The sequence below is a fragment of the Halostagnicola sp. A-GB9-2 genome (assembly GCF_030068615.1).
GTDB lineage: Archaea > Halobacteriota > Halobacteria > Halobacteriales > Natrialbaceae > Halostagnicola.
Genome location: NZ_JASJOC010000001.1, coordinates 787,301 through 810,349, shown reverse-complemented (window position 1 = coordinate 810,349; position 23,049 = coordinate 787,301). Strand labels below are relative to the sequence as shown.

25 protein-coding genes are annotated in these 23,049 nt (G+C 60.1%); 10 read left to right on the top strand and 15 right to left on the bottom strand.

Annotation, left to right across the window (positions count from 1 at the left end):
• Positions 1–245 precede the first annotated feature (245 nt).
• Positions 246–857, top strand: a complete 612-nt coding sequence (locus tag QNM96_RS04025; RefSeq protein WP_283834723.1) for an ArsR family transcriptional regulator — start codon at positions 246–248, stop codon at positions 855–857.
• A gap of 151 nt (positions 858–1,008) precedes the next feature.
• Positions 1,009–2,892, top strand: coding sequence for an ATP-binding protein (locus QNM96_RS04020; protein WP_283834722.1), 1,884 nt, complete (start codon positions 1,009–1,011; stop codon positions 2,890–2,892).
• 217 nt (positions 2,893–3,109) lie between these two features.
• Here QNM96_RS04020 and QNM96_RS04015 read toward each other — a convergent pair whose 3' ends face one another.
• The 3 genes from QNM96_RS04015 to QNM96_RS04005 form a co-directional block, all read right to left on the bottom strand.
• The gene (locus QNM96_RS04015; RefSeq protein ID WP_283834721.1) at positions 3,110–3,700 is read right to left on the bottom strand and encodes a CAP domain-containing protein; all 591 of its coding nucleotides are present in this window, start codon (positions 3,698–3,700) and stop codon (positions 3,110–3,112) included.
• Between the two features lie 147 nt (positions 3,701–3,847).
• Positions 3,848–4,474 (bottom strand): alpha/beta hydrolase, encoded by a 627-nt coding sequence (locus QNM96_RS04010; RefSeq protein WP_283834720.1) that lies wholly within the window; start codon positions 4,472–4,474, stop codon positions 3,848–3,850.
• 85 nt (positions 4,475–4,559) lie between these two features.
• The gene (locus tag QNM96_RS04005; protein ID WP_283834719.1) at positions 4,560–5,453 is read right to left on the bottom strand and encodes an alpha/beta hydrolase; all 894 of its coding nucleotides are present in this window, start codon (positions 5,451–5,453) and stop codon (positions 4,560–4,562) included.
• 163 nt (positions 5,454–5,616) lie between these two features.
• Here QNM96_RS04005 and QNM96_RS04000 point away from each other — a divergent pair, with 163 nt between their 5' ends.
• Both QNM96_RS04000 and QNM96_RS03995 read left to right on the top strand, forming a co-directional pair.
• Positions 5,617–6,453, top strand: coding sequence for a PspA/IM30 family protein (locus QNM96_RS04000; RefSeq protein ID WP_283834718.1), 837 nt, complete (start codon positions 5,617–5,619; stop codon positions 6,451–6,453).
• Between the two features lie 144 nt (positions 6,454–6,597).
• Positions 6,598–7,122: an HPP family protein gene (locus QNM96_RS03995; protein ID WP_283834717.1), complete on the top strand. Its 525-nt coding sequence runs from the start codon at positions 6,598–6,600 to the stop codon at positions 7,120–7,122.
• Between the two features lie 25 nt (positions 7,123–7,147).
• Here QNM96_RS03995 and QNM96_RS03990 read toward each other — a convergent pair whose 3' ends face one another.
• Positions 7,148–7,642, bottom strand: a complete 495-nt coding sequence (locus tag QNM96_RS03990) for an FxLYD domain-containing protein (RefSeq protein ID WP_283834715.1) — start codon at positions 7,640–7,642, stop codon at positions 7,148–7,150.
• Between the two features lie 330 nt (positions 7,643–7,972).
• Between QNM96_RS03990 and QNM96_RS03985 the strand changes: the two genes are divergently transcribed.
• The 4 genes from QNM96_RS03985 to QNM96_RS03970 all read left to right on the top strand — a co-directional run bounded on the left by QNM96_RS03985 (position 7,973) and on the right by QNM96_RS03970 (position 12,701).
• Positions 7,973–9,034, top strand: coding sequence for a hypothetical protein (locus QNM96_RS03985; RefSeq protein WP_283834714.1), 1,062 nt, complete (start codon positions 7,973–7,975; stop codon positions 9,032–9,034).
• 74 nt (positions 9,035–9,108) lie between these two features.
• Complete coding sequence (locus tag QNM96_RS03980; RefSeq protein WP_283834713.1) at positions 9,109–10,146, top strand: hypothetical protein; 1,038 nt, start codon at positions 9,109–9,111, stop codon at positions 10,144–10,146.
• 185 nt (positions 10,147–10,331) lie between these two features.
• Positions 10,332–11,369, top strand: coding sequence for a hypothetical protein (locus QNM96_RS03975; RefSeq protein WP_283834712.1), 1,038 nt, complete (start codon positions 10,332–10,334; stop codon positions 11,367–11,369).
• Between the two features lie 162 nt (positions 11,370–11,531).
• Positions 11,532–12,701 carry a zinc-dependent alcohol dehydrogenase gene (locus QNM96_RS03970; protein WP_283834711.1) on the top strand — a complete coding sequence of 390 codons (1,170 nt, stop codon included), beginning with the start codon at positions 11,532–11,534 and terminating at the stop codon, positions 12,699–12,701.
• 109 nt (positions 12,702–12,810) lie between these two features.
• Here the strand turns inward: QNM96_RS03970 and QNM96_RS03965 are convergent, their stop codons facing one another.
• The 11 genes from QNM96_RS03965 to QNM96_RS03915 all read right to left on the bottom strand — a co-directional run bounded on the left by QNM96_RS03965 (position 12,811) and on the right by QNM96_RS03915 (position 20,461).
• Entirely contained in the window at positions 12,811–13,914 is a 1,104-nt protein-coding gene (locus QNM96_RS03965; RefSeq protein WP_283834710.1) for a hypothetical protein, read from the bottom strand.
• Positions 13,915–14,068: 154 nt separating this feature from the next.
• Positions 14,069–14,350, bottom strand: a complete 282-nt coding sequence (locus QNM96_RS03960) for a hypothetical protein (protein ID WP_283834709.1) — start codon at positions 14,348–14,350, stop codon at positions 14,069–14,071.
• A 236-nt stretch (positions 14,351–14,586) separates the two neighbouring features.
• Positions 14,587–14,844 carry a UPF0058 family protein gene (locus QNM96_RS03955; protein WP_283834708.1) on the bottom strand — a complete coding sequence of 86 codons (258 nt, stop codon included), beginning with the start codon at positions 14,842–14,844 and terminating at the stop codon, positions 14,587–14,589.
• Positions 14,845–15,021: 177 nt separating this feature from the next.
• Entirely contained in the window at positions 15,022–15,270 is a 249-nt protein-coding gene (locus QNM96_RS03950) for a hypothetical protein (protein ID WP_283834707.1), read from the bottom strand.
• Between the two features lie 42 nt (positions 15,271–15,312).
• Complete coding sequence (locus QNM96_RS03945) at positions 15,313–15,573, bottom strand: hypothetical protein (RefSeq protein WP_283834706.1); 261 nt, start codon at positions 15,571–15,573, stop codon at positions 15,313–15,315.
• A 14-nt stretch (positions 15,574–15,587) separates the two neighbouring features.
• Positions 15,588–15,929 (bottom strand): HalOD1 output domain-containing protein, encoded by a 342-nt coding sequence (locus tag QNM96_RS03940; protein ID WP_283834705.1) that lies wholly within the window; start codon positions 15,927–15,929, stop codon positions 15,588–15,590.
• A gap of 78 nt (positions 15,930–16,007) precedes the next feature.
• Positions 16,008–16,658 carry a helix-turn-helix domain-containing protein gene (locus QNM96_RS03935; protein ID WP_283834704.1) on the bottom strand — a complete coding sequence of 217 codons (651 nt, stop codon included), beginning with the start codon at positions 16,656–16,658 and terminating at the stop codon, positions 16,008–16,010.
• 302 nt (positions 16,659–16,960) lie between these two features.
• Positions 16,961–18,004 (bottom strand): dipeptide epimerase, encoded by a 1,044-nt coding sequence (locus QNM96_RS03930; RefSeq protein WP_283834703.1) that lies wholly within the window; start codon positions 18,002–18,004, stop codon positions 16,961–16,963.
• Positions 18,001–19,017: a DUF1611 domain-containing protein gene (locus QNM96_RS03925; protein ID WP_283834702.1), complete on the bottom strand. Its 1,017-nt coding sequence runs from the start codon at positions 19,015–19,017 to the stop codon at positions 18,001–18,003. The genes QNM96_RS03930 and QNM96_RS03925 overlap by 4 nt, the downstream gene beginning before the upstream one ends.
• A gap of 90 nt (positions 19,018–19,107) precedes the next feature.
• Positions 19,108–20,049, bottom strand: a complete 942-nt coding sequence (locus QNM96_RS03920; protein ID WP_283834701.1) for a Vms1/Ankzf1 family peptidyl-tRNA hydrolase — start codon at positions 20,047–20,049, stop codon at positions 19,108–19,110.
• A gap of 28 nt (positions 20,050–20,077) precedes the next feature.
• Positions 20,078–20,461 carry a DUF5802 family protein gene (locus QNM96_RS03915; protein ID WP_283834700.1) on the bottom strand — a complete coding sequence of 128 codons (384 nt, stop codon included), beginning with the start codon at positions 20,459–20,461 and terminating at the stop codon, positions 20,078–20,080.
• A gap of 306 nt (positions 20,462–20,767) precedes the next feature.
• Between QNM96_RS03915 and QNM96_RS03910 the strand changes: the two genes are divergently transcribed.
• Together QNM96_RS03910 and QNM96_RS03905 are read left to right on the top strand one after the other, a co-directional pair.
• Positions 20,768–21,796 (top strand): hypothetical protein, encoded by a 1,029-nt coding sequence (locus tag QNM96_RS03910; protein WP_283834699.1) that lies wholly within the window; start codon positions 20,768–20,770, stop codon positions 21,794–21,796.
• Positions 21,797–21,990: 194 nt separating this feature from the next.
• A complete protein-coding gene (locus QNM96_RS03905) occupies positions 21,991–22,653 on the top strand; it encodes a metalloregulator ArsR/SmtB family transcription factor (RefSeq protein ID WP_283834698.1) in 663 nt (220 codons plus the stop codon).
• Positions 22,654–23,049: the final 396 nt, after the last annotated feature.

Here is a 23,049-nt window from a genome sequence, read left to right as displayed (position 1 = left end):
TGCAAAAAGGCGTGGAGTTGCGGACACTGACGCCGGTGTTCCTCGCGGTACCATCGGTTGTGAAGTATCCCGGGTTGGGTGTCCCGGGGTACTTCATGGTTTAGACCGGCCCGCTGAAAGCCCGTTCAACGCACCAGAAACGGGTTCTCTATCCGTATCACTCTCTCCTCAGAAGGGGTATCAGACACGCTACCCAAATCCTTTTGGAAATGGGCTTATACCGATTGGGCGGATGTTCTGTTATAATGAGTTCGGACGCCCACTTCGGCGGCGATAGCAGACGAAATTCGTTGTCGAACATTCCGGCGAAGTGCTATGACGTTCTTCGACATCCACGACGCCTCCGCGTCCTCGAGATTCTGGGAAGCACCGGCCGGGAAATGACGGTTTCCGAACTGGTGACGGAGATTCGTGCTCGAGACGGATCCGGCGAGTTGTCCGAGAGACAACTCCGTACCAGTCTCGTTCACAGCCACCTCCCGCGGCTGGCCGATCACGACATCATCATCTGGGACGGGGAAACCGCGTCGGTCGGCACAAACGCACCGCTTCCGCCCACGAACGTAGCGGTCCTCCTCGAGGCGTGCTCGAGCACGGACGAAAAACTTCTCGAAACGGTCGTGCATCCGGTTCGAATGCCGACCCTTCGATTGCTCGAAGAACACGCCCAGGGCTGTTCGATCGACGTTCTCGCGGAGCAACTGGCGACGCTCGAGGTCGATACCATCTCGGATAGCCAGACGGCGAAAATCGCACTTCATCACTCGCATCTCCCCGCGCTGGCGGATATCGACGTTCTCGAATACGAGAACGGTTGGGTGAAGACGACCGATCATCCGCTCCCGACGATGCACTGAGCCGGCCGCTCGTTACCCTTTTCCGGTGTTCTGGTTTCCGTCCTGCTTCTCGGTAGCCTGAGCGCTATTTACTGTTTCGACGGTTTTTCCGCACGGATCGACTGACGGACGTCTCGGTATTTCTTTGAAGGATGAATAAGATATCGTGTATATGAGCGATCTGGGCGATTTCACCGACCACGCCGTCGACGATGGGAGCGGGGATTCCCTCGAGTCGACGACTGCAGACGACGCCCCCTCGAGCGACGGCGGGGCGGCGCAGACGGATACCGACGGAAACGAGGACGAGTTCGCGGTCACGTCCGTCGACCCTCGAGGCGAGGATGTGGGTATCGGAACCGTTTGCGTCTCGCAGGGGCTTCGAATCGCCGAGGACGAAGACGAGACGAGGGTGCGGGCGTACATCACGCAGGGGAACCGCTCCGAGATCAGAATCGGGACGTATCTCCTCGCTCCTTATCCCGACGGCGAAACGCTGTTCTGTCGCATTGCCGGCCTCGAGTACGCCCAGCAGTATCACGCGGACGACGCGACGGAGATCCACGCCCGGCGGGCGATGCGTCGCGACGACATCGACGAGGCCGACTTCAAGTTCATCGCCTCGCTCGAGCCGGTTGCCGTGTTGTACGAAGACGGCGCGGAGGGTGGCTCCGCGGACGGGGGAACTGCCTCCGGCGACGGCGAACTCAAACGGCGGATGACCGATCGAGTCCCCAAACCCCAGACGGTGATCCGGACGGCCGACGACACCGAGGAGATCAAAACGGGATTGAAGATTCCCGAGGACGGCGTCTTTCTGGGGCATCTCTCCGTTGGCGGCGAGAAGGTTCGGACGGCCGCTTCGCCGCCGACGATTGACTACCCGCTCAAGGACGATTACGATGCGGGCGACCCGCTGGTCTTTCGGCACTCGCTCGTGGCCGGCGGCACGGGTTCGGGGAAGACCCACGCCGCGAAGAACGTCCTCCGGCAGTACCTCGCCGAGGAGCGAACGTATCCGATGGAGGACGGTCGGGAAGTCCAACCCGCGATCGTTCAGTTCGACCCTCAGGACGAGTACGCCCAGATGCACGACGACAATCCCGACTTAGACGACGACTTCGCGCGGCGACTCGAGCGCGAGGGCGTCGCCTACGGCGGGGTCGAGAAGACGACGGCGTTCGTCCCGAAGATCGGCGATTCCTCCTACGCGGCGGGCCATCACCGCGCCGAACAGGTCGAGTTCACGATTCCGTTCTCGATGGTCCACGAAAACCCGTGGCTCGTCGCGGGGAGCGGACTCAACGACAACCAGTACGGCGCACTCACGAGCGTCCTGCTTCCGCGATTTCGAGACCAGTACGGCCCCGACGGTACCTACCGGGAGTTCACGACCTTCCTCGACGATCCGGCGCTTCGAGAGGAACTCGACGAATCGGGACGGGTCCACGAGGCGACCTTCGATGCCGTTCGCCGGCGCGTGCTCGGCTTCGGCCACGTCTTCGATCAGGACGCCCGGCCGATCACCGACCTGATTCACGAGTTCGTCCGCCCGGGCGGCCTCTCCGTGGTTCCGACCTACCACATCAGCGACTCGAGGGCGACCGAAGCCGTCGTGCTCGCGCTCTCGAGTCTGGTCATCGACCAGAAGCTCTCGAACGACCCGGATTACGACCGGATCAAGGAAACGCCCCTAATCCTGGGGATGGACGAGGCGCACAACTTCCTCACCGACGCCGACAGCGTGCAGGCGGGGAAGGTTATCCGAAAGTTCACAGAGGCGGCAAAACAGGGCCGGAAGGAACGGCTTGGACTCTTTCTCATCACGCAGGACCCCCAGGACATCGACGACGCGGTCTTCAAACAGATCAACACGACCGTCGTCCTCAACTTGGGCGACGAGGACGCCATCAAGAGCGTGAACATTCCGACTAATCTCGAGTCGAAGGTGCCCTACATGGAGAAAGGTCAGATGGTCGTTTACTCGCCCGACAACTCCGAACCCGTCGAGCTGATCGGGCTTTCGAAGTGTCTCACGAGACACGGGCGAGATTGATCAGTCGCCGGCCGTTTGGGATAGCCGAGGCGGCCGTTCGGGATGGCCGACTGAAGCAGCCGTTTGGCCGACCGAAACGGCCGTTTGGGGCGATTGATCGAAACGATTGAAGCGGAAAACCTGGCGAAGCGAACTCCTCATACTGCCGGCTGTACGTCGTTCAAAATTCTTGTCGCCCAGGGGTGCGAGAATCTTCACATAGTTACAGCCGACAGTATTAGCAGAAATTCTGCGTGGCGAACACCTGATCGTCGTCAGTGACGTGGATGCCGATACCCTGATTCTCCCAGTGATCGGCGAGGAGGTTCTCCTGATGGCCTTGCGAGTTCATCCACTGCTCGGCGATGCCGTAGCCGAGTTCCTGTTCGTCTTCGTAGTGAACGATACCCCGGTCGCCCGTATTGACCGGCGTGTCGTACCACGTTTGGGCGATGTTCTCGCCGCCGATGTACCCGTTCACGCTACACTCGTAGCCAGCGTCGTCGTACCTGTCGATGAACCCGTTCCCATCCGGATCGGTGTGTGAGAAGTAGCCGCGCTCGGCCATATCCTCGCTGTGATCTCGAGCGATGTCGCGAAGTTCATCATCGAACTCGAGTTCGTCGGCCCCAACCGCGACGCGTTCTTCGTTTACCGCTTCGTGGACGTATTGTTCGACGGCGTCGATATCTATCGCATCGGTTTCGACTTCGCTCGTGTCGTCGACCGCCGTACTCGAGGCGGAAACCGCGGTCCCGGCACCGAGTAGACCGATGACGAGCATCATTGTGACTGCTGTGATAATTGTCGATTTCGTTGGTCGTCTCATCCATATCGCATCTCGAGGTCGTTACTAATAGTAATATCGAATGATATCTAAAAAAATAGTGTCGCGCGATTTGTCGTCTTCGAGCGATGGATCGGTCGGCTGTCTCGGGACAGACACGGTATCAACTTCGGGTCACCCAGCAGGTAACTAGCTCGACTCGAGCAACGTACGCTCGAAAAATTCACTGATCGCGCTCGCAATTTCGCCGTGTTTCCCGAGAAAGAAGTGATCTCCCGATAGTTCGACGGATTCGTCGCCGCGCTCCGTTGCGGCCTCGACGATCGGGCTCCAGTCGACCGTGGTATCTCGCTCGCCGTACAGTACGCAGACGGGCAGTTCGGCTCGCTCGAGTCCCTCGAGTGCGTCAAGGTCTTCGCCGAGCCGTGCCGTCGGCGCGAGGACGGAAACGGCGTCACACGCCGCGTCCGGGGCGGCGATCAGCGCCAGCGTCGCGCCGAAGCTGTAGCCGAAGACGCCGACCCGATCATAGCGTTCGTTCGCCCAGCAGATCGCGTTTCGGACATCCTCACGCTCGCCAGCTCCCTCGTCCCAGGGGCCGTAGTCGAACCGAAGACAGGCGATTTCGGCCTCGAGCAACGCGTCGCTCACCGCGACGAGTCGCGGATCGGTGCGGGAGCCGCCGTGTTGGGGGTGGGGTGGACAGGCGATCACGATCGCATCTGGGTCGTCCCGGCTTTTGTTTCCATCATCGGATTCGGGCTCCTCGAGCGTTCCGCGAACATCGCGATCACCGGGCACTAGCACGTCGCTCATGGGTGACGATCGATTCCGCGGATAATCAAAACCGGTGTCCGCGTCCCGGCCGGCTGGCGTCGGCCGCTGACGCTCGGAAACCACGTCATTGTTGCTCAAGAAACGCTTGCAACTCCTCGAGAGCGCGGTCGTACTCGTCTCGAAGCACGCAGTGGCCCGCGCCCTCGACGTGGACGAGTCTCCCATCGCCGAGACGAGACGAAATCTCGCGGTGGCGCTTGCGGACCGCGTCGGCGGCGTCCGCCTTGAGAACTAGCGTCGGCGCGTCGATCTCTGCGAACACTTCGGCCGGATCCTGGCCACCGGCCTCGAGCATGCCGCCAACCGCCGGATCGACGTTCGCGTACGCATCAGCGAGCAGCGTCGCGAGGTCGCCGCGTCCGTCCGCGGCCAGCGCCCGCAACTCGGGATCGGTCTCGAGTGCTTCTGTGCGGTCTCGATCACCGGTAATTCGGTCGACGATGGGGGTGAGAAGATCGTCGTTGGGCTCGCGTTCGTTCCGATTTTCGTCGTTCCCGGTTTCGTCGCCTCCATTTTCACGTTCACCGCCGGCGGGCTCGAGTAGCAGTTCGGGATCCTCGAGTACGACGCCGCCGGGAACGTCGGGTTCGGCGGCCGCCGCGACGGCGACGGTCGTCCCGCCCATCGAGTGACCGTACAAAAGCGGGGATTCGTTCGCGATTCCGAGCGCCTCGATCACCCCGAGGAGGTCGCTCGCCAGCTCGTCGTAACGGTATCCCGTTTCGGGAGCCGCCGACCGACCGTGTCCGCGAGCGTCGTAGGCGATCACGTCGTACTCCGTTGCGAGCGGCTCGAACAGGGGGAGCCGCGAGCGGCCGTCGGACGTGATGCCGTGGGCGACCACCAGTGGTCGCCCCTCGCCGCCGCTTCGATAGTAGTGCAATCGGACGCCGCCGACTTCGAGGTTATCGTCGGTCCACCCGTCGGGAACCGCAGCCTGGATCTCCGTGTCGACCATCGGTTCGACGTTCGAGTGCCGTCTGCAAATTCCTTCCGTCCGGCGAACACGTCGCCGCTGTCCGGGCCGCTTCTTGCCGTCTTCCGGCCGATCGGCTGTTTCACACCACACAGACTGTTATCAAAGTGATGTTTTTAAGGGCCACGAGCGATACCTAGGGAGTATGGGCATCCTCTCTCGGACCTCTTACGTCATCCGGTCGAAAATCAACTCGCTCCTCAACCGGGCCGAGGACCCGACGCAGACGCTCGATTACTCCTACGAGCAGATGCGCGACCAGCTTCAGGACGTCAAACGCGGCATCGCCGACCTGACGACCCAGAAAAAGCGCCTCGAGATGCAACAACGTCGGCTCGAGGATAACGTCGAGAAACACAACGAGCAGGCTCGCACCGCGGTCCAGCAGGATCGCGAAGACCTCGCTCGGCGCGCCCTCGAGAAAAAAAAGACGAAGATGAACCAGATCGAGGACCTCGAGCGTCAGGTTTCCGAGCTCCAGAGCCAACAGGATCGGCTCATCGAGCAAAAGGACGAACTCCAGAACCGCATCGAGGAGTTCCGAACGAAGAAGGAAACGATGAAAGCTCGCTACGAAGCCGCCGAAGCGAGCTCGACGGTCTCCGAAGCGATGACCGCGACCGGAGACGAGTTCGAGGACGTCGGCCGAGCGATCGAACGCGCCGAAGAACAAACCGAAGATATGGAGGCTCGCTCCGCCGCGATGGACGAACTCCACGAATCGGGTGCCTTCGACGACGTGCTCTCCGATAAGGACAACATCGACCGAGAGCTCGAGGAACTCTCGACCGACAGCGGCGTCGAAGCCGAACTCGAGACGCTCAAGTCCGATGTCGGCGGTGGCGAGACCGAACCCGAACCGGAACCCGACGCGGACATTGAAGCGGACGTCGACGAGGAAGAGATCGAAGACCTCGAGGCGGAGGTTCCGGACGAGGAAGTCGAAGCCGAACTCGCGGAGCTCCAGGACGAAGAGCAGTAATCAGTATTCGATTCGCTGATTGTTTTCGGGGTTCGATAGCGTCTCACTTCTGCTACACATCAATCATATTGTCCTCGACGATTAGTCCCGATCACGACCCGCTCGACCGTATGTTTATCAGTCCGATTGGCTTATCTGGAGTCGATGAGCCTTCGGGACGATCTGAGCGCGGGGGTCAACGTCGTGTTGCATTTCGTTCTTCTGGGTGGCATGGCCTGGGCGTCGGGGCAACCGTTTCTCTTTCCCAGTCTCGGCCCCTCCGCGTACCTGCTCGCGACCGGCGAACAGCCTCGAGCGGAGGGCGCGTATCACGTAATCGGCGGGCACGCCGTCGCCGCGGTCTGCGGATTGATCGCGTACTTGGTGCTCGCCGACGGACTGGTCGTCGTTGACGCCTTCGAACAGGGCGAACCGTTCTCGAGCGAGGTCGGCAGGCTCGCACTCAGCGGAACGATCGCGATGGTCCTGACGACGATCGGGATGCTCTGGACCAATACGAATCATCCGGCGGCCTGTGCGACGACGCTGATCGTCGCCCTCGGGCTCATGGCGACGCTCATCGAGGTCGTCGTCATCGTCCTCGCCGTCGCGATACTCGTCGGATTTCACGATATCGTCGTCGAGCGCGTTCAGAATACCTACGGCGTCGAACCGGAAGATCCGCGATAAGTTGTCGTTGCTCGATGTTTCGGGTTTACGCCGGCGTTCCGAGGACAACGATATCGTAGTCGGCGATATCCGCCGGCGGCTCGAGGATAACGACCTGAAACTCCCACTCGGAGCCGCCGCTCAGATCGCCGGTCGTGTCGAGGTACCGGTCGATCTGGGTGCCGTTTTCGTCGTAGACGCGAACGCGAACTTCCACGAGTTCGATTCGGTCGTTTCCGATGTTCTCGACGGTTCCCTGGACGGTCGAACCGAGGTATCCGTCCTCGAGAACGAACTCGTGATCGACGATCGTGATTCCCTCGAGCGGGGTCACTCCTTCCGTGATCTCCTGTTTGGCGACGCTTTCGGCCGCGATCATCTCTTCGGCCGTCCGCTCCTCGCCGTCGATGTCACCGACGTCGCCGGCTTCGTAATCCGGTTCATCGCCGATATCGATGCCGTTGCAGCCCGCGAGGATTGCGGCGGTCACCGTCCCGCCCACGGTGAGAACGGTGCGGCGACTCGGCGAGTTCGGAGCCATCAGGAGGCTCGTCCTCGAGCACGTGTCGTTGGTGTCTTTCGAACCATTGCTTCCACGCGGCTCCGCCGATGGCCCCCGGTCGCTCGAGCAGGTCGCCCCTCTCTAGCGCATTGATCGTCTCGAGGGTACCGACCGTGTGGGACGGTTTCAAGCCCCCGTAACCGATCACCGTAACCGATCATACCCGGATCGACACCGTGGACGCATTTGAGTGTAGGCCCTGAATGGAGCGATCGTTCGGGTGGTTTCGGATCCTCGACCCCTCCTGGGCGGTCGTTCGTCCGATATGCAACGTCGACCATTATTGTCGGTCAGAGCGACAGTACTGCTATGGGGTCTTCCGAGACGGACGAGACGCTCGAGTCTTACGGGACCGAGATAGGCGAACGGACCAGTTCCGTGACGCAGTTTCGGGAGTGGATTTTGGTCGAGGGAGACCGGCTCTTTATTACTCTCGTGCTTTCGGCCGCCACGTTCGTGCTCTTTCTCGTATTGAACGAAATCGGATTCATCTCGTTCGTCAACGACGACTCGATCACGCGACTCGCGGGTGGAATGATCGCGGGGACGTTCTCGCTCGTCACGCTGGTCGTCTCGATCAATCAGCTGATCCTCTCCCAGGAGTTCGCGACGGCCGGACAAGCCCGCGGAGAGCTCGACGGCGTCATGAAGTTTCGCCGTGATCTCGAGGAGAAGACCGGCGTTCCGGCGAGTCCTGCATCGCCCACGAGGATACTCGAACTGATCGTCAAGGCGATACACCACCGCGCGGGAGCGCTCGCCGACGCCGTGGACGACCACGATAATAGCGAATTTAAAACGCACGTCGACCAGTACGTAAACAGCGTTCAGGAGCGGACCGACCGGGTCGACGAGACGCTCGAGGAGACGTCGTTCGGGACGTTCAAAGCGGTCTCCGCGTCGATCCGGTACAACAACGCCTGGCAGGTGTACGTCGCAAGACACCTTCGCGGGCGCTACGCCGACGAGCTTTCGGACGAGCAACTCGAGGCGTTCGACGATCTGATCGGGACGCTTCAACTGTTCGACGTCGCACAGGAGCACTTCAAGACGACCTATCTTCAGCGGGAGCTCACCCGTTTTTCCCAGTTGACGATTTATTCGGGCGTTCCCGCGATTCTGTCGGCGATCATTATTGGGCTCGTCTACGCCGATTTCGGCGGTGCGAGCGTCAGTATCGTCTATCTCCCGATCGTCGTGAGCGCACTCATCGCGATCGTCGTCTCGCCGCTTGCGCTACTGGTCTCGTACATCCTGCGCACCGCGACCGTGACGCGCAGGACCGCTTCGGTCGGTCCGATGTTGCCCCAGAAAGATCCCGACGCTGGGCCGTTCGACGTCTCTTACGGGGAGGACGATGGTGATGAATAGTCGAGACGGCGTCGCGTTTGTCTTTCGTTCGCGTTCGAATCTACGAGCGCCACTAACGAGTTCGCACACGCTCTATGAGTAACGATGAGAATCTCGTGAGTAGCGACGAGGCGATCGATGAGGAGGTGACCCAGAGCGACCTGGTTCACGAGCGGCTTCGCGAATCGCCGATCAAGCGCTGGATCGTCCTCGACGGGAACCGCTACGCCCTTACGGCGCTGTTCTCGATCGTCGTCCTCCTCGTCTGTGCCATCATCGGGTTTGCGGGGTACATTCCCGTCACGGATCCCGAAACGGCCACGACCCTCGTCGCGGCCATCGTCGGCGGAACCCTCCCGTTCATCACCATCGTCCTCGCGATCAACCAGCTCGTGCTGTCCCAGGAGCTGGGGTGGCCTGGAGATCTGGCGGACCGATTCGAAGCGATGGCGTCGTTTCGGCGCGACGTCGAGGCGCTAACCGGAGTGACTGTCAGTCCGGCCGCACCCGCCGATTTTCTCCAACTCGTCGTGGAATCTGTCGTCGACCGCGCCGAAACGCTGGAATCGGCGGCGGATCGCGTCGACGACCCGGAACTCGCGACGCTCCTCGAGGAGTTCGCCGACGCGGTCACCTCCGAGGGGAAAATCGTCTCTGACGCGCTCGAGGACGCCGATTTCGGCACGTTTGACGCGCTTTCGTCGGTCCTCGGCCACTTCAACGGTGCCCACCTTTATGCCGCTCGAACGATCCGAGAGGAGTACGGTTCGGAGCTTCCCGACGATGCCGCCGACACGCTGTCGGTCCTCGTCGAACTGTTCGGTCACCTAGCCGTTGCCAGACAATCGTTCAAGACGTTGTACATGCAACACGAGCTGGCTCACCTTTCGAAACTCCTGTTGGTCGTCGGGTTTCCGACGCTGCTCGGCGGCGGGATCTTCATGATGACCTACAGTTCGATCATCGACGCGGTCGGTGATCCGACGCTCCTCGTTCTCGTCGTCAGCGTGGTCGTCACGGTCGTCTTCCTCCCGTTTATCGTCCTGCTGGTCTACACGTTCCGTATCGCCTCGATCGCGAGTCGGACGGCGGACTTCGGTCCGTTCGTCCCGCGGGTCGATTTCGAAGAGTAGACGCCGTTTCCCCTACCGTCGACTTCCGGTCGCGGTAGTTCATCCGCTCCGACTGTCGATTCGCTCGATCCGATGGTGCGTACGGATTCCGATAGCGATGGCAACATCGTGGGGACCGATGGCGACCGCGGCGACGAGCATCGACATTTATTTCCACGCCGTTGTGCCAGTAATCGTGTACACCGATGAGCGACGAGGGTTCGCAGCCGGGCGATACGATGGCCGAGCGGAGCGTCGACTCGACGTTGAAACACGAACTCCTGTTGAACGCCAACCGATGGCTCGTCACCGCCGGTCTCATGGTGTTCGTGTTCGTCGGGCTGTTGGCCGCGAGCCAGATCAGCCCCGTTTCGCTCCGATCTCTGCTCGAGACGAAAGAACCCGTCCACACGTTGTTTCAGGGGCTCACGACCGCCTTGATTACCGGCGTCACACTCGTCGTCTCGATCAATTCGCTCGTCCTCTCCCAGGAACTCGGCGCGGTTGAGGACCAGCGCGAGCGATTAGACGGCGCGATGGAGTTTCGAGAGGACGTCGAATCGTCGATCGACGCGCCGGTGAGTCCGCCGGAGCCGTCGTCGTTCCTGCAGGCGATCATCGCCGCCTCCGAAGAACGGGCACGGGACTTTCGAAGTGCCGTCTCCGACAGCCACGACGAGGAGTTCATCGACCGCGTCGACGACTTCACCGACAACCTCACTACCCACGCCGACACAATACGTGACGACCTCGAGAACGCGCAGTTCGGCACCTACTCCGTCGTGAAATCGGCGCTGGATTACAACTACTCGTGGAAGATCTTTCGCGCCCGGCGAATCGAACAGTCCCACGCCGACTCGTTCACCGACGAGGCCCGCGACGCCTACGACGAACTGCTCGAATCGCTGAAACTGTTCGGACTCGCTCGAGAGCACTTCAAGACGCTGTACTTTCAGTGGGAGCTCATCAACCTCTCGCGGGCGATGATGTACGTCGCGGTTCCCGCCCTGATCGTCACGGCTTCGATGATCCTCTTTTTCGACGCGAACGCGGCGACTGGGTCCTTCCTCGGTATCGACGCGCTCGTCTGGATCGTCGCCGCCACGACGACCATCGCGGTCACGCCGTTCTTGATCCTGGTCTCGTTCGTCGTACGGATCGCCACGATGGCCAAGCGAACGCTCGCGATCGGCCCGTTCATCCTCCGGGAATCCGGTCGCGGCGAGGATATCGACTGGGAGTGAGTCGCAGGTCGATCCACAGATCAAATATCGTTTCTTGCAGGAGCAGGGACCAGCTTTAGTTGAATCTTGAGTGTCGTTCGCTACCGTGACTTGTACAACTCGTAACACGACCGGGATCGAGTCCGCGGAGCCGAAGCGCGCCGATCACGGCGGGAGATATCGATGAAAGCGCTCGTCTGGCACGACGAAAAGGACGTTCGCGTCGACGAGGTTCCGAAACCCGAAATCGCTAATCCGACCGATGCGATCATCGAGATCACGGCCACCGCCATCTGCGGATCCGACCTTCACCTCTACAACGGCTACATGCCCGGAATGCGAGAAGGCGATGTGCTCGGCCACGAGCCGATGGGCGAAGTCGTCGAGGTTGGAAGCGAGGTCGACCGACTCGAGGTCGGCGACCGCGTGGTCGTTCCCTTCACGATCAGCTGCGGTTCGTGCTGGTTCTGCGGCGAGGACCTGTATTCGCTCTGTGACAACACGAACCCGAACGCCGAACTGATCAGCAAGACGATGGGCCACTCTCCGGCCGGCCTCCTCGGATTTTCACACATGTTAGGCGGCTACGCGGGTGGACAGGCGGAGTTCCTGCGGGTTCCCCACGCCGATGTCGGCCCGATTAAAGTCGACTCCGACCTCTCCGACGAGGAGGTGCTGTTCCTCTCGGATATCTTTCCGACGGGATACATGGCCGCCGAAAACGCCCAGATCGAAGACGGCGATACGGTCGCTGTCTGGGGCTGTGGCCCGGTCGGCCAGTTCGCCATCCAGAGCGCCTGGATGTTCGGCGCGAATCAGGTGATCGCGATCGATCGCATCCCCGAGCGCCTCGAGATGGCGCGCAATCACGGCGATGCGGAGACCCTCAACTTCGAACACGAAGACGTCTACGACCGGTTGATGGCGATGACCGGCGGTCGCGGACCGGATCGGTGTATCGACGCGGTCGGTTCGGAAGCCCACGGCACGGGACTGGCCGGCGTGACCGATCAAGTCAAACAGGAAATACACCTCGAGGACGACCGCCCGCACGTCCTGCGCGAGGCGATCAAGTGCTGTCGAAAGGGCGGCACGCTCTCGGTCCCCGGCGTCTACATGGGGCAGTCGGACAACATCCCGTTCGGTCCCCTCATGAACAAGGCGATAACGGTGAAATCGGGCCAAACCCATGTCCAGCGCTATCTCGACCCGCTCATGGAGAAGATCGATGACGGCGAGATCGACCCCTCGTTCGTCATCACCCACCAGGTCGGCCTCGAGGACGGCCCGGAGATGTACGAGACGTTCAACAACAAGGAAGACGACTGCATCAAGGTCGTCATGACGCCCTGACGGTCTTTTTGCTTAACGACCCCTTCTCTCTGACATTCGTTTCGCCTGACATCCTTTCGCTTTGACGGCCCTTCCGCTCTACCGATGCCCGTCCGTCACGGTTTCGTACTCACCAATCGATCCACTCTCTCAACTCGTCGGGCATCACGTCAGGTAGCTCGCTCTCGGGGAGGGCATCCCACTCGAGTCGATCCTCGCCCGGCTCTGCGTCGGTGTCGAACCCGTTTTCCGCCGGCGATTCTCGCTCTCGGTACTCGGCCGGCGGCGCGTCGTGGGCGTAGACGCCCTCGGGGTGGTCGACCGTCCAGACGTGCATCATACAGGGGGTCCGGCAGGGGAGTTGGAGTGAGCGGTCGCTCGAGTCGCCCTCGTAGACCTGCTGGTAGAACCACCACGCGAATCGCCCCGGGAGTCCGGCGTGGTAGTGCCACGGCGCACAGCGATTTTCGTCGCCCGCGTGGTCGTGGTGATGGTCTCCGTTCTCGTGGTCGTCCTCCTCGCGGTGATCGTCGCCATCGTGGTGGTCGTCGTCGTGATCGTCCCCGTAGTGGTCGTCATCCTCGTGATGGTGGTCGCCGCCGTCACCCTCGTGATGCCCATTCTCATCGTCGTAGTGGTGTCCGTCGTTGTGGTGATGCCCGCCCCCATCATTGTGGTGGTGTCCGTCGTCGTGATGTCCGTCGTCGAAGTCGTCTTCCTCGCCCTCCGAATCCACTTCGTACACCGCCGGCGGCGGATCGATCGCCTCGCCGTCACTGGTCGCGATGAACATCACACCGATCGATCGCCACGAGTCGTTGTCGACGAGGACCGACTCGGGCCGCTCGGGGTCCATGACGCTATCGTCGCTGATATGCTCCGGGCTCAACCAGTGAGACCAGTCGTCGTCGTCCGTCGAAATCGTGTCGAAGTACGGCTTGAAGCCGGCCTCGAGTAACGCATTCGCGTCTGGATACTCCTCCTCGAGCGTTTCCGCAACGGCCTCGCGAAGCGCTTCGGTTTCGGGGTGGTCGTCGGTACACCCCTCCATGCTCGCCCCGTCGCAGTGGCCCATGCTCGGCTCGGTCGTCGCATCGGGACATCGGTCCGAGAACCAGTCGACCGTGTTGTTCTCGGTGGTTTGTGCCGCACCCGTGCTCGAGAGCGCGAGCGCGCTTCCGGTCGCCGTTAACATCGTTCGTCGGAGGATCCTCGAGGTGTCGTCGTCACGCATATTATCGTGATCACCACACCGACGGTTGTAAATCTCAGCTCAGGCGGTTTGAACGGTCTGAAAATATGAAAGACGGTTCCCGACAACGGTGCTATCGGCGAGCAATAGTTTGGTCTGCCTGAAAACCGAACCTGGGACGGGAACGAGGCCGTGACTATTCCTCCTCGATAACGAGTTCGGCTTCGAGCGGTGCGGTTCGCTCGAAGAGCCGATCACCGCCGAACGTTCGAACCGCGGCGGTTCCCGACCGAAACCGATCGTAGGAGGGACCGAGTTCGTACGTTTTGGACACCGATTCGGTCGGCTCGAGCGTGGTCGACTTGCGGACCTCGACGACATCGGTGACGGTCGTTCCCAGCGTTTTCACGCCGTTTTTTTGCTCGTACGAATCCGACCAGAGCGTGACGACGGGACGCCCGGACCGGTAGCCGGACAACACGCCGAACGGTGCCGGGAATCCGGACGCGATTCTGACGGACTCTTCTATGCGGGCTTATCATTGACTATGAGCCAGAGGAGAATAATCACCCTCTTCGGCAAGAATCCACATCGTTTCGCGTTCTTCGTCGGTAGCATCCGATGGATAAAGTACGCATTCGTTGGCCGAGCTTGGGTTGTCTATTACAACAACACTCAATTCACTGCGGCCAGATACCCCTTCTCCAGTGACAGTCATATTGTGTGTGTATCATACTTAGGAAGCAGTGCGTGGTCTGGTGGAGGGTGCGTTTGAACGAATTGTTCGAAGCCGTCCAGTAGCAGGTTAATTGCGTTCTTGTGTGCGTCTTTCTGGCGATGGATATGGGACGGGCGAATCGGTTGTGTATCGTAGGAATCAAATGCACCGTATGGCACGTTCCCCTCTCGTTCGAGGTACTTACGTATTTCGAGCAGTAGCGCATGAAGGTGGATGAGTTCTTGGATTTTCATGCGACAATGCATCACACCAGTCTTCATAAAGAATTTTCCAACACACTTTGGGTGTAATAATATTGGTGACACTCTGAGTCCCGCAGCATATATCTGTCAGTTTCTGGGTAGCTTTTTGGCGTCTCCGATACTTCCCTGTCCTCTACTTTACGAACAAGCATCCCTGAGATCGTGTTCTCATTCCGTGGCTTCGATGAACTCATCGAGCGGTTCCGTAAGTTCGTCTACCTGTTTACTGTCCTCTTCCGTCGAGTACCGAACGATGATGACGTCCCTTTGATCGGTGTGACGTGCTGAATCGACTTGGTTAATTCCCCGCCATATCCCGGTCACTTCGACGAGACCGAAGTTCTCATGCTCGTAGGTTTCGTCCCGTTCGACTACTTGATCCGACTCGGAGCCCGGTAGATCGTCCGAGTTACCCATACGAACCAACCCTATCTATAGAATTATCCGGGTTACAAACCGTCAAAACCGCTCACCCCTTTTCACCTCATCACTGTGGCGATCAAACTCAACGACCCCGTCAGCTCTCAATTCGGGGAGGTGGACGTGATGGAGTTCGTAGACGAGGGTGACGTACTCCTCACAGGAGAGGGTTTCATCATCCCAGAGAATCGGTGTTGCAGGTATAGTTACATCCTCTGATAATGCACATATTACTCGTCCCTTTTGCTCTCGCAGAGCAGTCTCAAACTGCTCATTACTCTCAGACGGTTGTCCACTCATAACCATCATTCCGACTACGCGTTCTCCGTCGGTTTGGCCTCGATGACCCCCTCGCTGGATACGGTCACCTCAAACCCTTCGTACGGAAATGAGAGGTACCCATTTCTCTGTCCTTCGTTGGCTGTCGGGGAGAATAATTCATCGAGCGCATCAGTATCAATCGCGGAGTGGAGTGGTGTTAATTCGTGGGGATCTTTTTGGTCAGCAGCCGCTATCGCCGCGACAATTGCTAAACTCGGCTGATTACGACTACTGTCGTACTCTGCTCGGTAGACACCATCATCAACGACGAATTCTATGGCTTCTATTGAAGGAACGATTTCGACAGTACCCACTGTCTTATTGGAGAATTCCATCACTAGAACAGACGGGGTCCATTGGGATGACGCTGGATTTTGCTTGCGCAACACTCTTTTAAGTTGGAGTTGTACCTATCACTCTTGTGGCGTTATTAACGTACTCGCCACAAGCCGTCGAAGGCCCCGTTGTAACCGTGAAGAAACAGCTTGTCGGCTGATATCGAGTTCGTCGGCGAGATCATCTTGCGTGGCGTCACGCGGCGAGTCAAAGTAGCCGCGAGAATACGCCAAGACCAACGCGTTCCGCTGTCCTTCGGTTAGGTCGTACTCCCGATCCGACTCAAGTGGCGAAAGCGCGTGCAATTGAGCGAGTTTGATGGGAACATCGTTCTCGTGGCAGTACGTCTGGAACTCAGAGACCTTCTTCTGATCACTGCTTCTGACTTCGAACGTCCAGCTCTCCTCATCACCCAATCCAGAAAGGAGGGTGACGTCAGTGTTGACGATCGCGGTGAGAACGCTTTCGTGATCGAGGTTCCAATCGATTCGGACAAGCATCTGATCCTCCAATTCGTCTATCACTTTGAATTCATCGACCCCTTCGTCGCCACTCATATCAGCCGAGAGTTCGCTGATGTTCTCCGAATAAATCCAGAAATAGGGAACAACGGCATCCTTTGTCGGGACAACCCGGTCCAGTTCGATGCTGGCGTCTGGCAACGCCTCGAAAACGGCGTTCAATGGGAATTCGGGTTGATCGATGGTGAATGAGGCTTCGATGGCCATAGACACGAATAGCGATGTGGCCCTTTGAGTTGCTTGTTGACCCAGTATCCTTCAACGTACTGTACAGGCGAATTTCTCTTCTGTCAACAGACGTTAACAGGTCTATGACTGGGATCGAATTCGATGAGATTGATCGCTCAATCCTTCACGAACTTCAAGCGGACGCACGCACGACTGCGACCCGCGAGTGAGCGCGCGCCACCGCATGTACTTGGCTGGTAAGGTGCAATAATCCGTAAGTTGTGCTGACCGTTCGTCGGTAGATGTAGTGAGGAGACCGAACCGCGCTATGCTTCCCACTCTCAGTTCCTAACCGCGCCGGTCCCCGACCGCTCGAGTCCCGCCAGATCGATCTCCCCACCAGGCATCGGAACGCCGTCGTAGGGGTCCTCGGCGAGCAGGAGTGAGCCATCGAGGTCGGCATAACCCAGCAACGGTGCGAGGTGGGCGGCCGCCGCAAGCGAGGCGTTCGATTCGGTCATACAGCCACACATCACCTCGAGGCCCTGGGCTCGAGCGGCATGGATCAGTCGAATCGCCTCGCAGAGCCCGCCACATTTCGCGAGCTTCAGGTTCACGATGTCACAGCGGTCGGCGATCTTCGGCACGTCGGAGCTGACCAGACAGGATTCGTCGGCGGCGATCGGGAGTCTCGAGCGTTCGTAGACGTACTTCAGACCCTCCGGGTTCTCGGCGGGGACGGGCTGTTCGACGAACTCGAGGCCGTAGGGAGCGAGCTGGTCGATCCGCTCGACCGCCTCTTTGGGCGTCCAGGCTTCGTTCGCGTCGACGAACAGTCGGGCTTTCGGGGCCGCCTCCCGAACCGTCCGAACGATCTCCTCGTCTCGGTCGGTGCCGAGTTTGACCTTGAGCGTGCCGAAGCCTCGTTCCCTGGCCGCTTCGGTCTTCTCGCGCATCGTCTGTGTGTCGTCGATCCCGATCGTGTAGGAACTCTCGAGCGTTTTCGTCGGATCGAGTCCCAAGTATTGATACAGCGGAATCTCGAGACGCTTCGTCACGAGATCGTGGAGCGCGATGCTTACAGCCGTCCTCGCCGACGGATTCCCCTTGATCGACTCGTACATTCGGCGTTCGATCCGCTCGAGCTGGTGCGGATCGCCGACCGCCTCGACGATCTCGAGGAGATCCGGCAGGACGGCCTCGACGGTTCCCGCCGTTTCGCCGTAGTGTCTCGTCGGAGCCGCGCCACCGACGCCGACGGTGCCGTCGCCGTCCTCGATCCGAACGAAGACGACCTCGGTTTCGGTCGCCGTGCCGCGAGCGATCGAAAATGGCTGCTCGAGAGGAAGCGTTCGTCGCTCGATTTCGGTCGAAAATTCGCTCATAGTACCGCCTCGAGGATCGTCTTCGCGTCGAATCGAAGCACGTCCGTCGCCGGTGCCCCAAGCGCGTTTTCGTAGGCCTCGAGCTCCCGGCGAGCGTCCTCGTCATCTTCGATCCCGGACGTGTTGAGCGCACCAGCCACGACGGACGCCTCGTTGACAGGTGCCGCGAGGTTCTCGTAGAGGTCGACGTAGGTCGAAACCGTGGGAAGGGAGAAGGATTCATAGCCGTGGATGGCCTCCCGCCCCGCCTCGTGACAGAGCACGAGCTGGTCGGCCATCGCTCCGTGGAGGATGCCACAGGTTACGGCGGAGTAGGCGGGGTGGACGATCGATCCCTGACCTTCGACGAAGAGGTAGTCGTGCTCGTCGCCTTTCTCTGTGATCATCTCCTCGACGGCCCCCGCGGTGAAGTCACTGACGACGCGGTCGACGGGATTGCCCCAGCCCTCGATCATGATCCCGGTCTGTCCGGTTGGGATCACGGCGGCGTCGTGTCCTGCCTCGCGAGCGGCCTGAGCGAGTTCCATCGAGACGGTCATCTTGCCGACCGAGCAGTCGGTACCGACGGTGAGGATCACGTCGGCCTCGACGTCGCTCGCGACACCCTCGCTCACCGTCAGGTCGGCGGGCGGTTTGCGAACGTCCCGGATGTCGCAGTCGTTTTCGGTCGCCAGCGCCGCGAACTCCTCGTCGTCCTCGAGGAAGTAGTGTAACCCGGAGATCACGTCACAGCCTCGCTCGAGGGCGTTCCGAACATCGTTGCGCCAGCTTTCCTCGAACTCCCCGCCGATCGGGGAGATGCCGATCACCAGCGCGTCGACCGGTTCGTCGATGTCGGCCATCCGCGAGACGATCGGCGCGTCCTGCACGTCGGGAACGAAGTCGGCGACTCGAGCGCCCGCGTTGTCGCGGTCGAGGACCGCGATGGGGTCGTCGTCGCTGTACCGAAGGATGCCGAGCGCGGTTTTGGCTCGCTGGGGGAACTTCTCGTGAGCGAGAATCGCAATTCGCATACGCGGAACATGGCGAAGGGGCCACTTAATCGTGGACCTCACGGCGAACCAGACGGTCAAGAAACGGTCCACAGATCAGTCCCCGGTCAGTCAGAACACGCCCAGTTCGGTCGTCCAGAACGACCGATGTGCGTCCTCGAGCGCGGATTTCGGGTCGCCGGTCGCGTCAACCGCGGCCGTCGCATCCGGTTCGAAGTCCCCTTCGCCGGCGAGCGTCTCGACGACGCCGCGCTGGCCGGCGAGATAGAGGCGATCGGTGTCGAACTCGGCGAGCGCCCGGTGACAGCGCTCGAGATGGTCGTCGATCTGATCGTCGCGGATTCGTTCGAATCTGGCCTGCGAGAAGCCGCCTTTCGAGTGGCTCCCTTTCACCTCGCTTTCGAACCCGCGGTAGTCGACCCGGTCACCGTCTTCGTAGATCCCTAGCGCGAACAGATCCGCGCGAACCAGCGCGAGCGCGTAGCTCCCGGTCGGGAGGAACCACTCGCGTTCGAGTTCGAACCGATCGCTCCAGGTCGGTTCGAGATTGGATTCGGGCAGAACCGGCGGCTCGAGTCGAACCGAAACGAGCCCGGCGTCGTCGAAGCAGACGAGACACGGATCGCCGTTCGTCAGGAGAGATGCACGCTCGCCGACTGCGTCCTCGACGAGCTGATAGCGTTCCGCGTCGGACCTGTCGGTGTCTTCGCGCTGAGGGTCGAAAAACACGGTACAGGCACCCTCCGGTCCCGTTCGAACGGACGCGACCCGGTCGAACACCTCTTCGAGTCGCGCCCCGCGAAGCTGTTCCCGACGCCGAAACTCGAATTCGTCGTCTGATTCGTCTTCGTCGACGCGCTCGAGTTCACCCTCGAGCTGCGCGATTCGGTCCTCGAGCCGATTCTGGCGCTCTTCGGCCTCCTGTTTGGCGGTGACGGCGTCCGCCTTCCGGTCGGATTCGGCCTCGTAGCGCCTTCGGAGTCGCTCGGCTTCCTCCTCGAGTTCTTCGATTCGGTCCTTCAACGACGCGCGACCGAGCAACTGGTCGATCATCGAGAAAAAGCGCGAACCGGGGCCACTTTTAAGTTCCGGCGTCGGGGTGATCGTCCGGCGAACTCGTCGGCGACCAGCCGCCCGCATACTCGAGTAGCTGTCGTGCACGCTCTTTGCGCGCGAGAAACACTTCCTGTAGCGAGGGCGGATTCCTGATCCGCGTCGTCTCGAGGACGGATTCGGGGACGGCGAGCGTGTTTTCGGGCACGCCGTCGTCGCCGTGGACCGCGAAGTGACCCGACTCGAGTTTCATCACGAGCGGCGTATCGAGTCGCTCGATCCCCTCACCGGTCGCGTACACCGCGTCGTTGATTCGTTCGTGCTGAGAACTGTGCATGAACGCGTGGTCTTCGTCCGTCGGCGTAACGTACAGCCGTCCGAGATAATAGCTCTGCGAGAACACCTCGAACATGTTATCTAGTACCACGGAGTATGGCCTGATAACAGTTCTGCAGGTACATTTATGACGAGCGCTTTTGGATCGGATACGAAACGCATCGTTCGCAAGTTGATCGCCATTTCGACCAACCGTTCAAAAACATTTCCGAACGGTACACGCTGATTTGACGCGGGGAATGTTACCCGTTTGATCAATACCCAACGAATCATACACAGCGGTTTTTAAACGCTCAAACCGAATCTGAGCGGCGGATGCATTCGACTAAACGGTCAGAACGAAGGTTTACCTTTTTACGAAGTTCGTCCGGATGATGAATCGATGACTGGGACTCGTGGTGTCGCTATCGTGGTACTGATCGCCGTTGTCGGTCTCGCGATCGCACCGCTTGCAACTGCTGGGTTCTCTGGTTCGCTCGCCGAATCGGCCGGGGGCGTCGTCACCGACGGGGACGATGACGCGGGCGAGGAGCCTGTCGAGAACGATGCGGGCCACGGTGACGGCGAGGAAGGCACCGGGTCAGCGGCCGGCAACGGTTCCTCACCGGAAACGAACGTTACCGAGTTTATGCAATCGAGTGCGGCAGAGACCGAGACGACCGTCGAAACCGGCTTGTTCAACGCTAGCTACAATAACGCCGACAACGAGTCACGGGAAGCTATCGTGACCGAGCGAGCCGATACGATCGAGAAACAGATAGCCGATCTCGAGGACGAGAAGAACGAACTCGAGGAGAACGAGGACGAGATGAGCTCGGCCGCGCACAACGCTCGAATGACGCGGCTGACGGTCCAGATAAGTTCGCTGGAGAACTCGATCGAATCGGTCGAACACCGCGCGAGTGATATCGGCCTCAATATGAGCGGGCTCGACACCCTTCGGACGAGTGCCGCCGATCTCACCGGACCGAGTGTCGCCGAAGTCGCGACGAATCTCGTCGGTGTCGATATGTCTCCCAGCTTTTCGGATGGCATTCAGGAACAGGTGAACGACACGGTGCCGTCGCCCGACCTCGGTGATGTGGGTTCGCCGAACTTGACTGACGACTCGGTACTGCCGACCGACAGGCTCTCGAGTTCGGAAGCGACCGACGATATGCTGGATAATAACACCAGTTCCGAATTCAAACCTGACGAAGGCGAGGTCAGCGAACTCGTCGAGGACGAGCGTATTGAAGATGATGTACTCGAGGACGAAGAGATAGTACTCAACGGGAGCGAAGACAACGAGAGTGTGATTGACGAGCGCGTGATTGACGAGCGCGTCCTCGATGATGCTGCTCTCGACGAAAATGAGGACAACGAGAGTGTGATCGATCGTTCCCTTTTCGACGAGAGTACCGACGACTGAAACGTAGCGACAGCGCGTAACTGACGATAATTGATCCGTTCGGTCATTTCCGCCGTGTCGTACCGCTTCCGGGCTACATCCGGTTCGTCAAATTTGAGCGTTCTCCGCTCGACTCTCGCTCGAGACGACAACAAGCGGCGACTGTTCGCTGAGAGCAGACACGCTTTTCAGCGACCATCGTCTAGGCTCTCTCAATGGACTCCGCCGCGTTGCTCGATTTGTTGGGGAACGAAAATCGGAGACGGATTCTCCAGCTTCTGGCCCGCAAACCGTGCTACGTCACCGAGATCTCGGAATACCTCGGAGTGAGTCCCAAGGCGGTCATCGAACACCTCCGGAAGTTAGACGAGGCCGGACTGGTCGAAAGCCGAGTCGACGACCAACGCCGGAAATACTTCCATATCGCCCGAAACGTTCGCCTCGAGGTCAACGTCTCCCCGTACGGATTCGCCAGCAAGAGCGCGTATCCGGCGAACAACAGCGTCGATATCACCACCTGCCGACATCTCTCGGTGGACATTTCCGCCGAAGATGATGAGGAACTCGGGGAACTACTGGAGACGCTCGAGCGTCTGGAAACGCTCGAGAACGAACTTTCGCTCGCCCAGCGCTGGGTACAGGGACAGCTCTGTGATACGCTCGATCAGATTTCGGAGGTCGTCGGGACGGGGCCGGAGAGCCGGATATACACCGACCTCCTCGCGAGCGTTCGCGGTGAGCCGAAATCGGTTTCGGAGATTGCCGCGGATATCGACACACACCGAGAAATCGTCGCGGAGTTGCTCGAGAAGATGGCCGACAAGGGAGTCGTCCAGCGAACGGAACGGGGCTGGGAGCTGACGACCGACGGTCGCTAATCGGAGTCACGCAAAGCGAACGACGACGAATTCGGAGATTTGCTCCCGATCGACGGATCCCTTTCTACTCATTTGCCTCTGATGGGTTTGGGGAGGCTGACCCCGAAATCCCCCGCCGCGCTTTCTTCGGCTCGCTTCGCTCGCCTGTAGTGCTATCCGCACGTAGACCTGCCAACCGCAGATTGCTAGGGCCGGGAGCGCGTGTCTTCGTAGAGGGCCGCGCGACCCGGGGAAGGGCAGGCCTGCATTGCGGGTTGCGGTGCTGTTGGACCTGGTGGAGTGAAGGGGCGAAGCCCGTTGGCGCTTGTCTGGTCGCCACAGCGACATATCGCTTGCGGCGATAGGGGCCGCTGTGGGACCGCCAGCGGGCTGAGGGCCTTCGTCATCAGTAGTGTC

What these genes read in the sequence shown, in the direction of transcription:
- QNM96_RS04025 (WP_283834723.1), top strand. Translation starts at nt 246, where the DNA reads ATGAGTTCGGACGCCCACTTCGGCGGCGATAGCAGACGAAATTCGTTG.
- QNM96_RS04020 (WP_283834722.1), top strand. Translation starts at nt 1,009, where the DNA reads ATGAGCGATCTGGGCGATTTCACCGACCACGCCGTCGACGATGGGAGC.
- QNM96_RS04015 (WP_283834721.1), bottom strand. Translation starts at nt 3,700, where the DNA reads ATGAGACGACCAACGAAATCGACAATTATCACAGCAGTCACAATGATG.
- QNM96_RS04010 (WP_283834720.1), bottom strand. Translation starts at nt 4,474, where the DNA reads ATGAGCGACGTGCTAGTGCCCGGTGATCGCGATGTTCGCGGAACGCTC.
- QNM96_RS04005 (WP_283834719.1), bottom strand. Translation starts at nt 5,453, where the DNA reads ATGGTCGACACGGAGATCCAGGCTGCGGTTCCCGACGGGTGGACCGAC.
- QNM96_RS04000 (WP_283834718.1), top strand. Translation starts at nt 5,617, where the DNA reads ATGGGCATCCTCTCTCGGACCTCTTACGTCATCCGGTCGAAAATCAAC.
- QNM96_RS03995 (WP_283834717.1), top strand. Translation starts at nt 6,598, where the DNA reads ATGAGCCTTCGGGACGATCTGAGCGCGGGGGTCAACGTCGTGTTGCAT.
- QNM96_RS03990 (WP_283834715.1), bottom strand. Translation starts at nt 7,642, where the DNA reads ATGGCTCCGAACTCGCCGAGTCGCCGCACCGTTCTCACCGTGGGCGGG.
- QNM96_RS03985 (WP_283834714.1), top strand. Translation starts at nt 7,973, where the DNA reads ATGGGGTCTTCCGAGACGGACGAGACGCTCGAGTCTTACGGGACCGAG.
- QNM96_RS03980 (WP_283834713.1), top strand. Translation starts at nt 9,109, where the DNA reads ATGAGTAACGATGAGAATCTCGTGAGTAGCGACGAGGCGATCGATGAG.
- QNM96_RS03975 (WP_283834712.1), top strand. Translation starts at nt 10,332, where the DNA reads ATGAGCGACGAGGGTTCGCAGCCGGGCGATACGATGGCCGAGCGGAGC.
- QNM96_RS03970 (WP_283834711.1), top strand. Translation starts at nt 11,532, where the DNA reads ATGAAAGCGCTCGTCTGGCACGACGAAAAGGACGTTCGCGTCGACGAG.
- QNM96_RS03965 (WP_283834710.1), bottom strand. Translation starts at nt 13,914, where the DNA reads ATGCGTGACGACGACACCTCGAGGATCCTCCGACGAACGATGTTAACG.
- QNM96_RS03955 (WP_283834708.1), bottom strand. Translation starts at nt 14,844, where the DNA reads ATGAAAATCCAAGAACTCATCCACCTTCATGCGCTACTGCTCGAAATA.
- QNM96_RS03950 (WP_283834707.1), bottom strand. Translation starts at nt 15,270, where the DNA reads ATGGGTAACTCGGACGATCTACCGGGCTCCGAGTCGGATCAAGTAGTC.
- QNM96_RS03945 (WP_283834706.1), bottom strand. Translation starts at nt 15,573, where the DNA reads ATGAGTGGACAACCGTCTGAGAGTAATGAGCAGTTTGAGACTGCTCTG.
- QNM96_RS03940 (WP_283834705.1), bottom strand. Translation starts at nt 15,929, where the DNA reads ATGGAATTCTCCAATAAGACAGTGGGTACTGTCGAAATCGTTCCTTCA.
- QNM96_RS03935 (WP_283834704.1), bottom strand. Translation starts at nt 16,658, where the DNA reads ATGGCCATCGAAGCCTCATTCACCATCGATCAACCCGAATTCCCATTG.
- QNM96_RS03930 (WP_283834703.1), bottom strand. Translation starts at nt 18,004, where the DNA reads ATGAGCGAATTTTCGACCGAAATCGAGCGACGAACGCTTCCTCTCGAG.
- QNM96_RS03925 (WP_283834702.1), bottom strand. Translation starts at nt 19,017, where the DNA reads ATGCGAATTGCGATTCTCGCTCACGAGAAGTTCCCCCAGCGAGCCAAA.
- QNM96_RS03920 (WP_283834701.1), bottom strand. Translation starts at nt 20,049, where the DNA reads ATGATCGACCAGTTGCTCGGTCGCGCGTCGTTGAAGGACCGAATCGAA.
- QNM96_RS03915 (WP_283834700.1), bottom strand. Translation starts at nt 20,461, where the DNA reads ATGTTCGAGGTGTTCTCGCAGAGCTATTATCTCGGACGGCTGTACGTT.
- QNM96_RS03910 (WP_283834699.1), top strand. Translation starts at nt 20,768, where the DNA reads ATGACTGGGACTCGTGGTGTCGCTATCGTGGTACTGATCGCCGTTGTC.
- QNM96_RS03905 (WP_283834698.1), top strand. Translation starts at nt 21,991, where the DNA reads ATGGACTCCGCCGCGTTGCTCGATTTGTTGGGGAACGAAAATCGGAGA.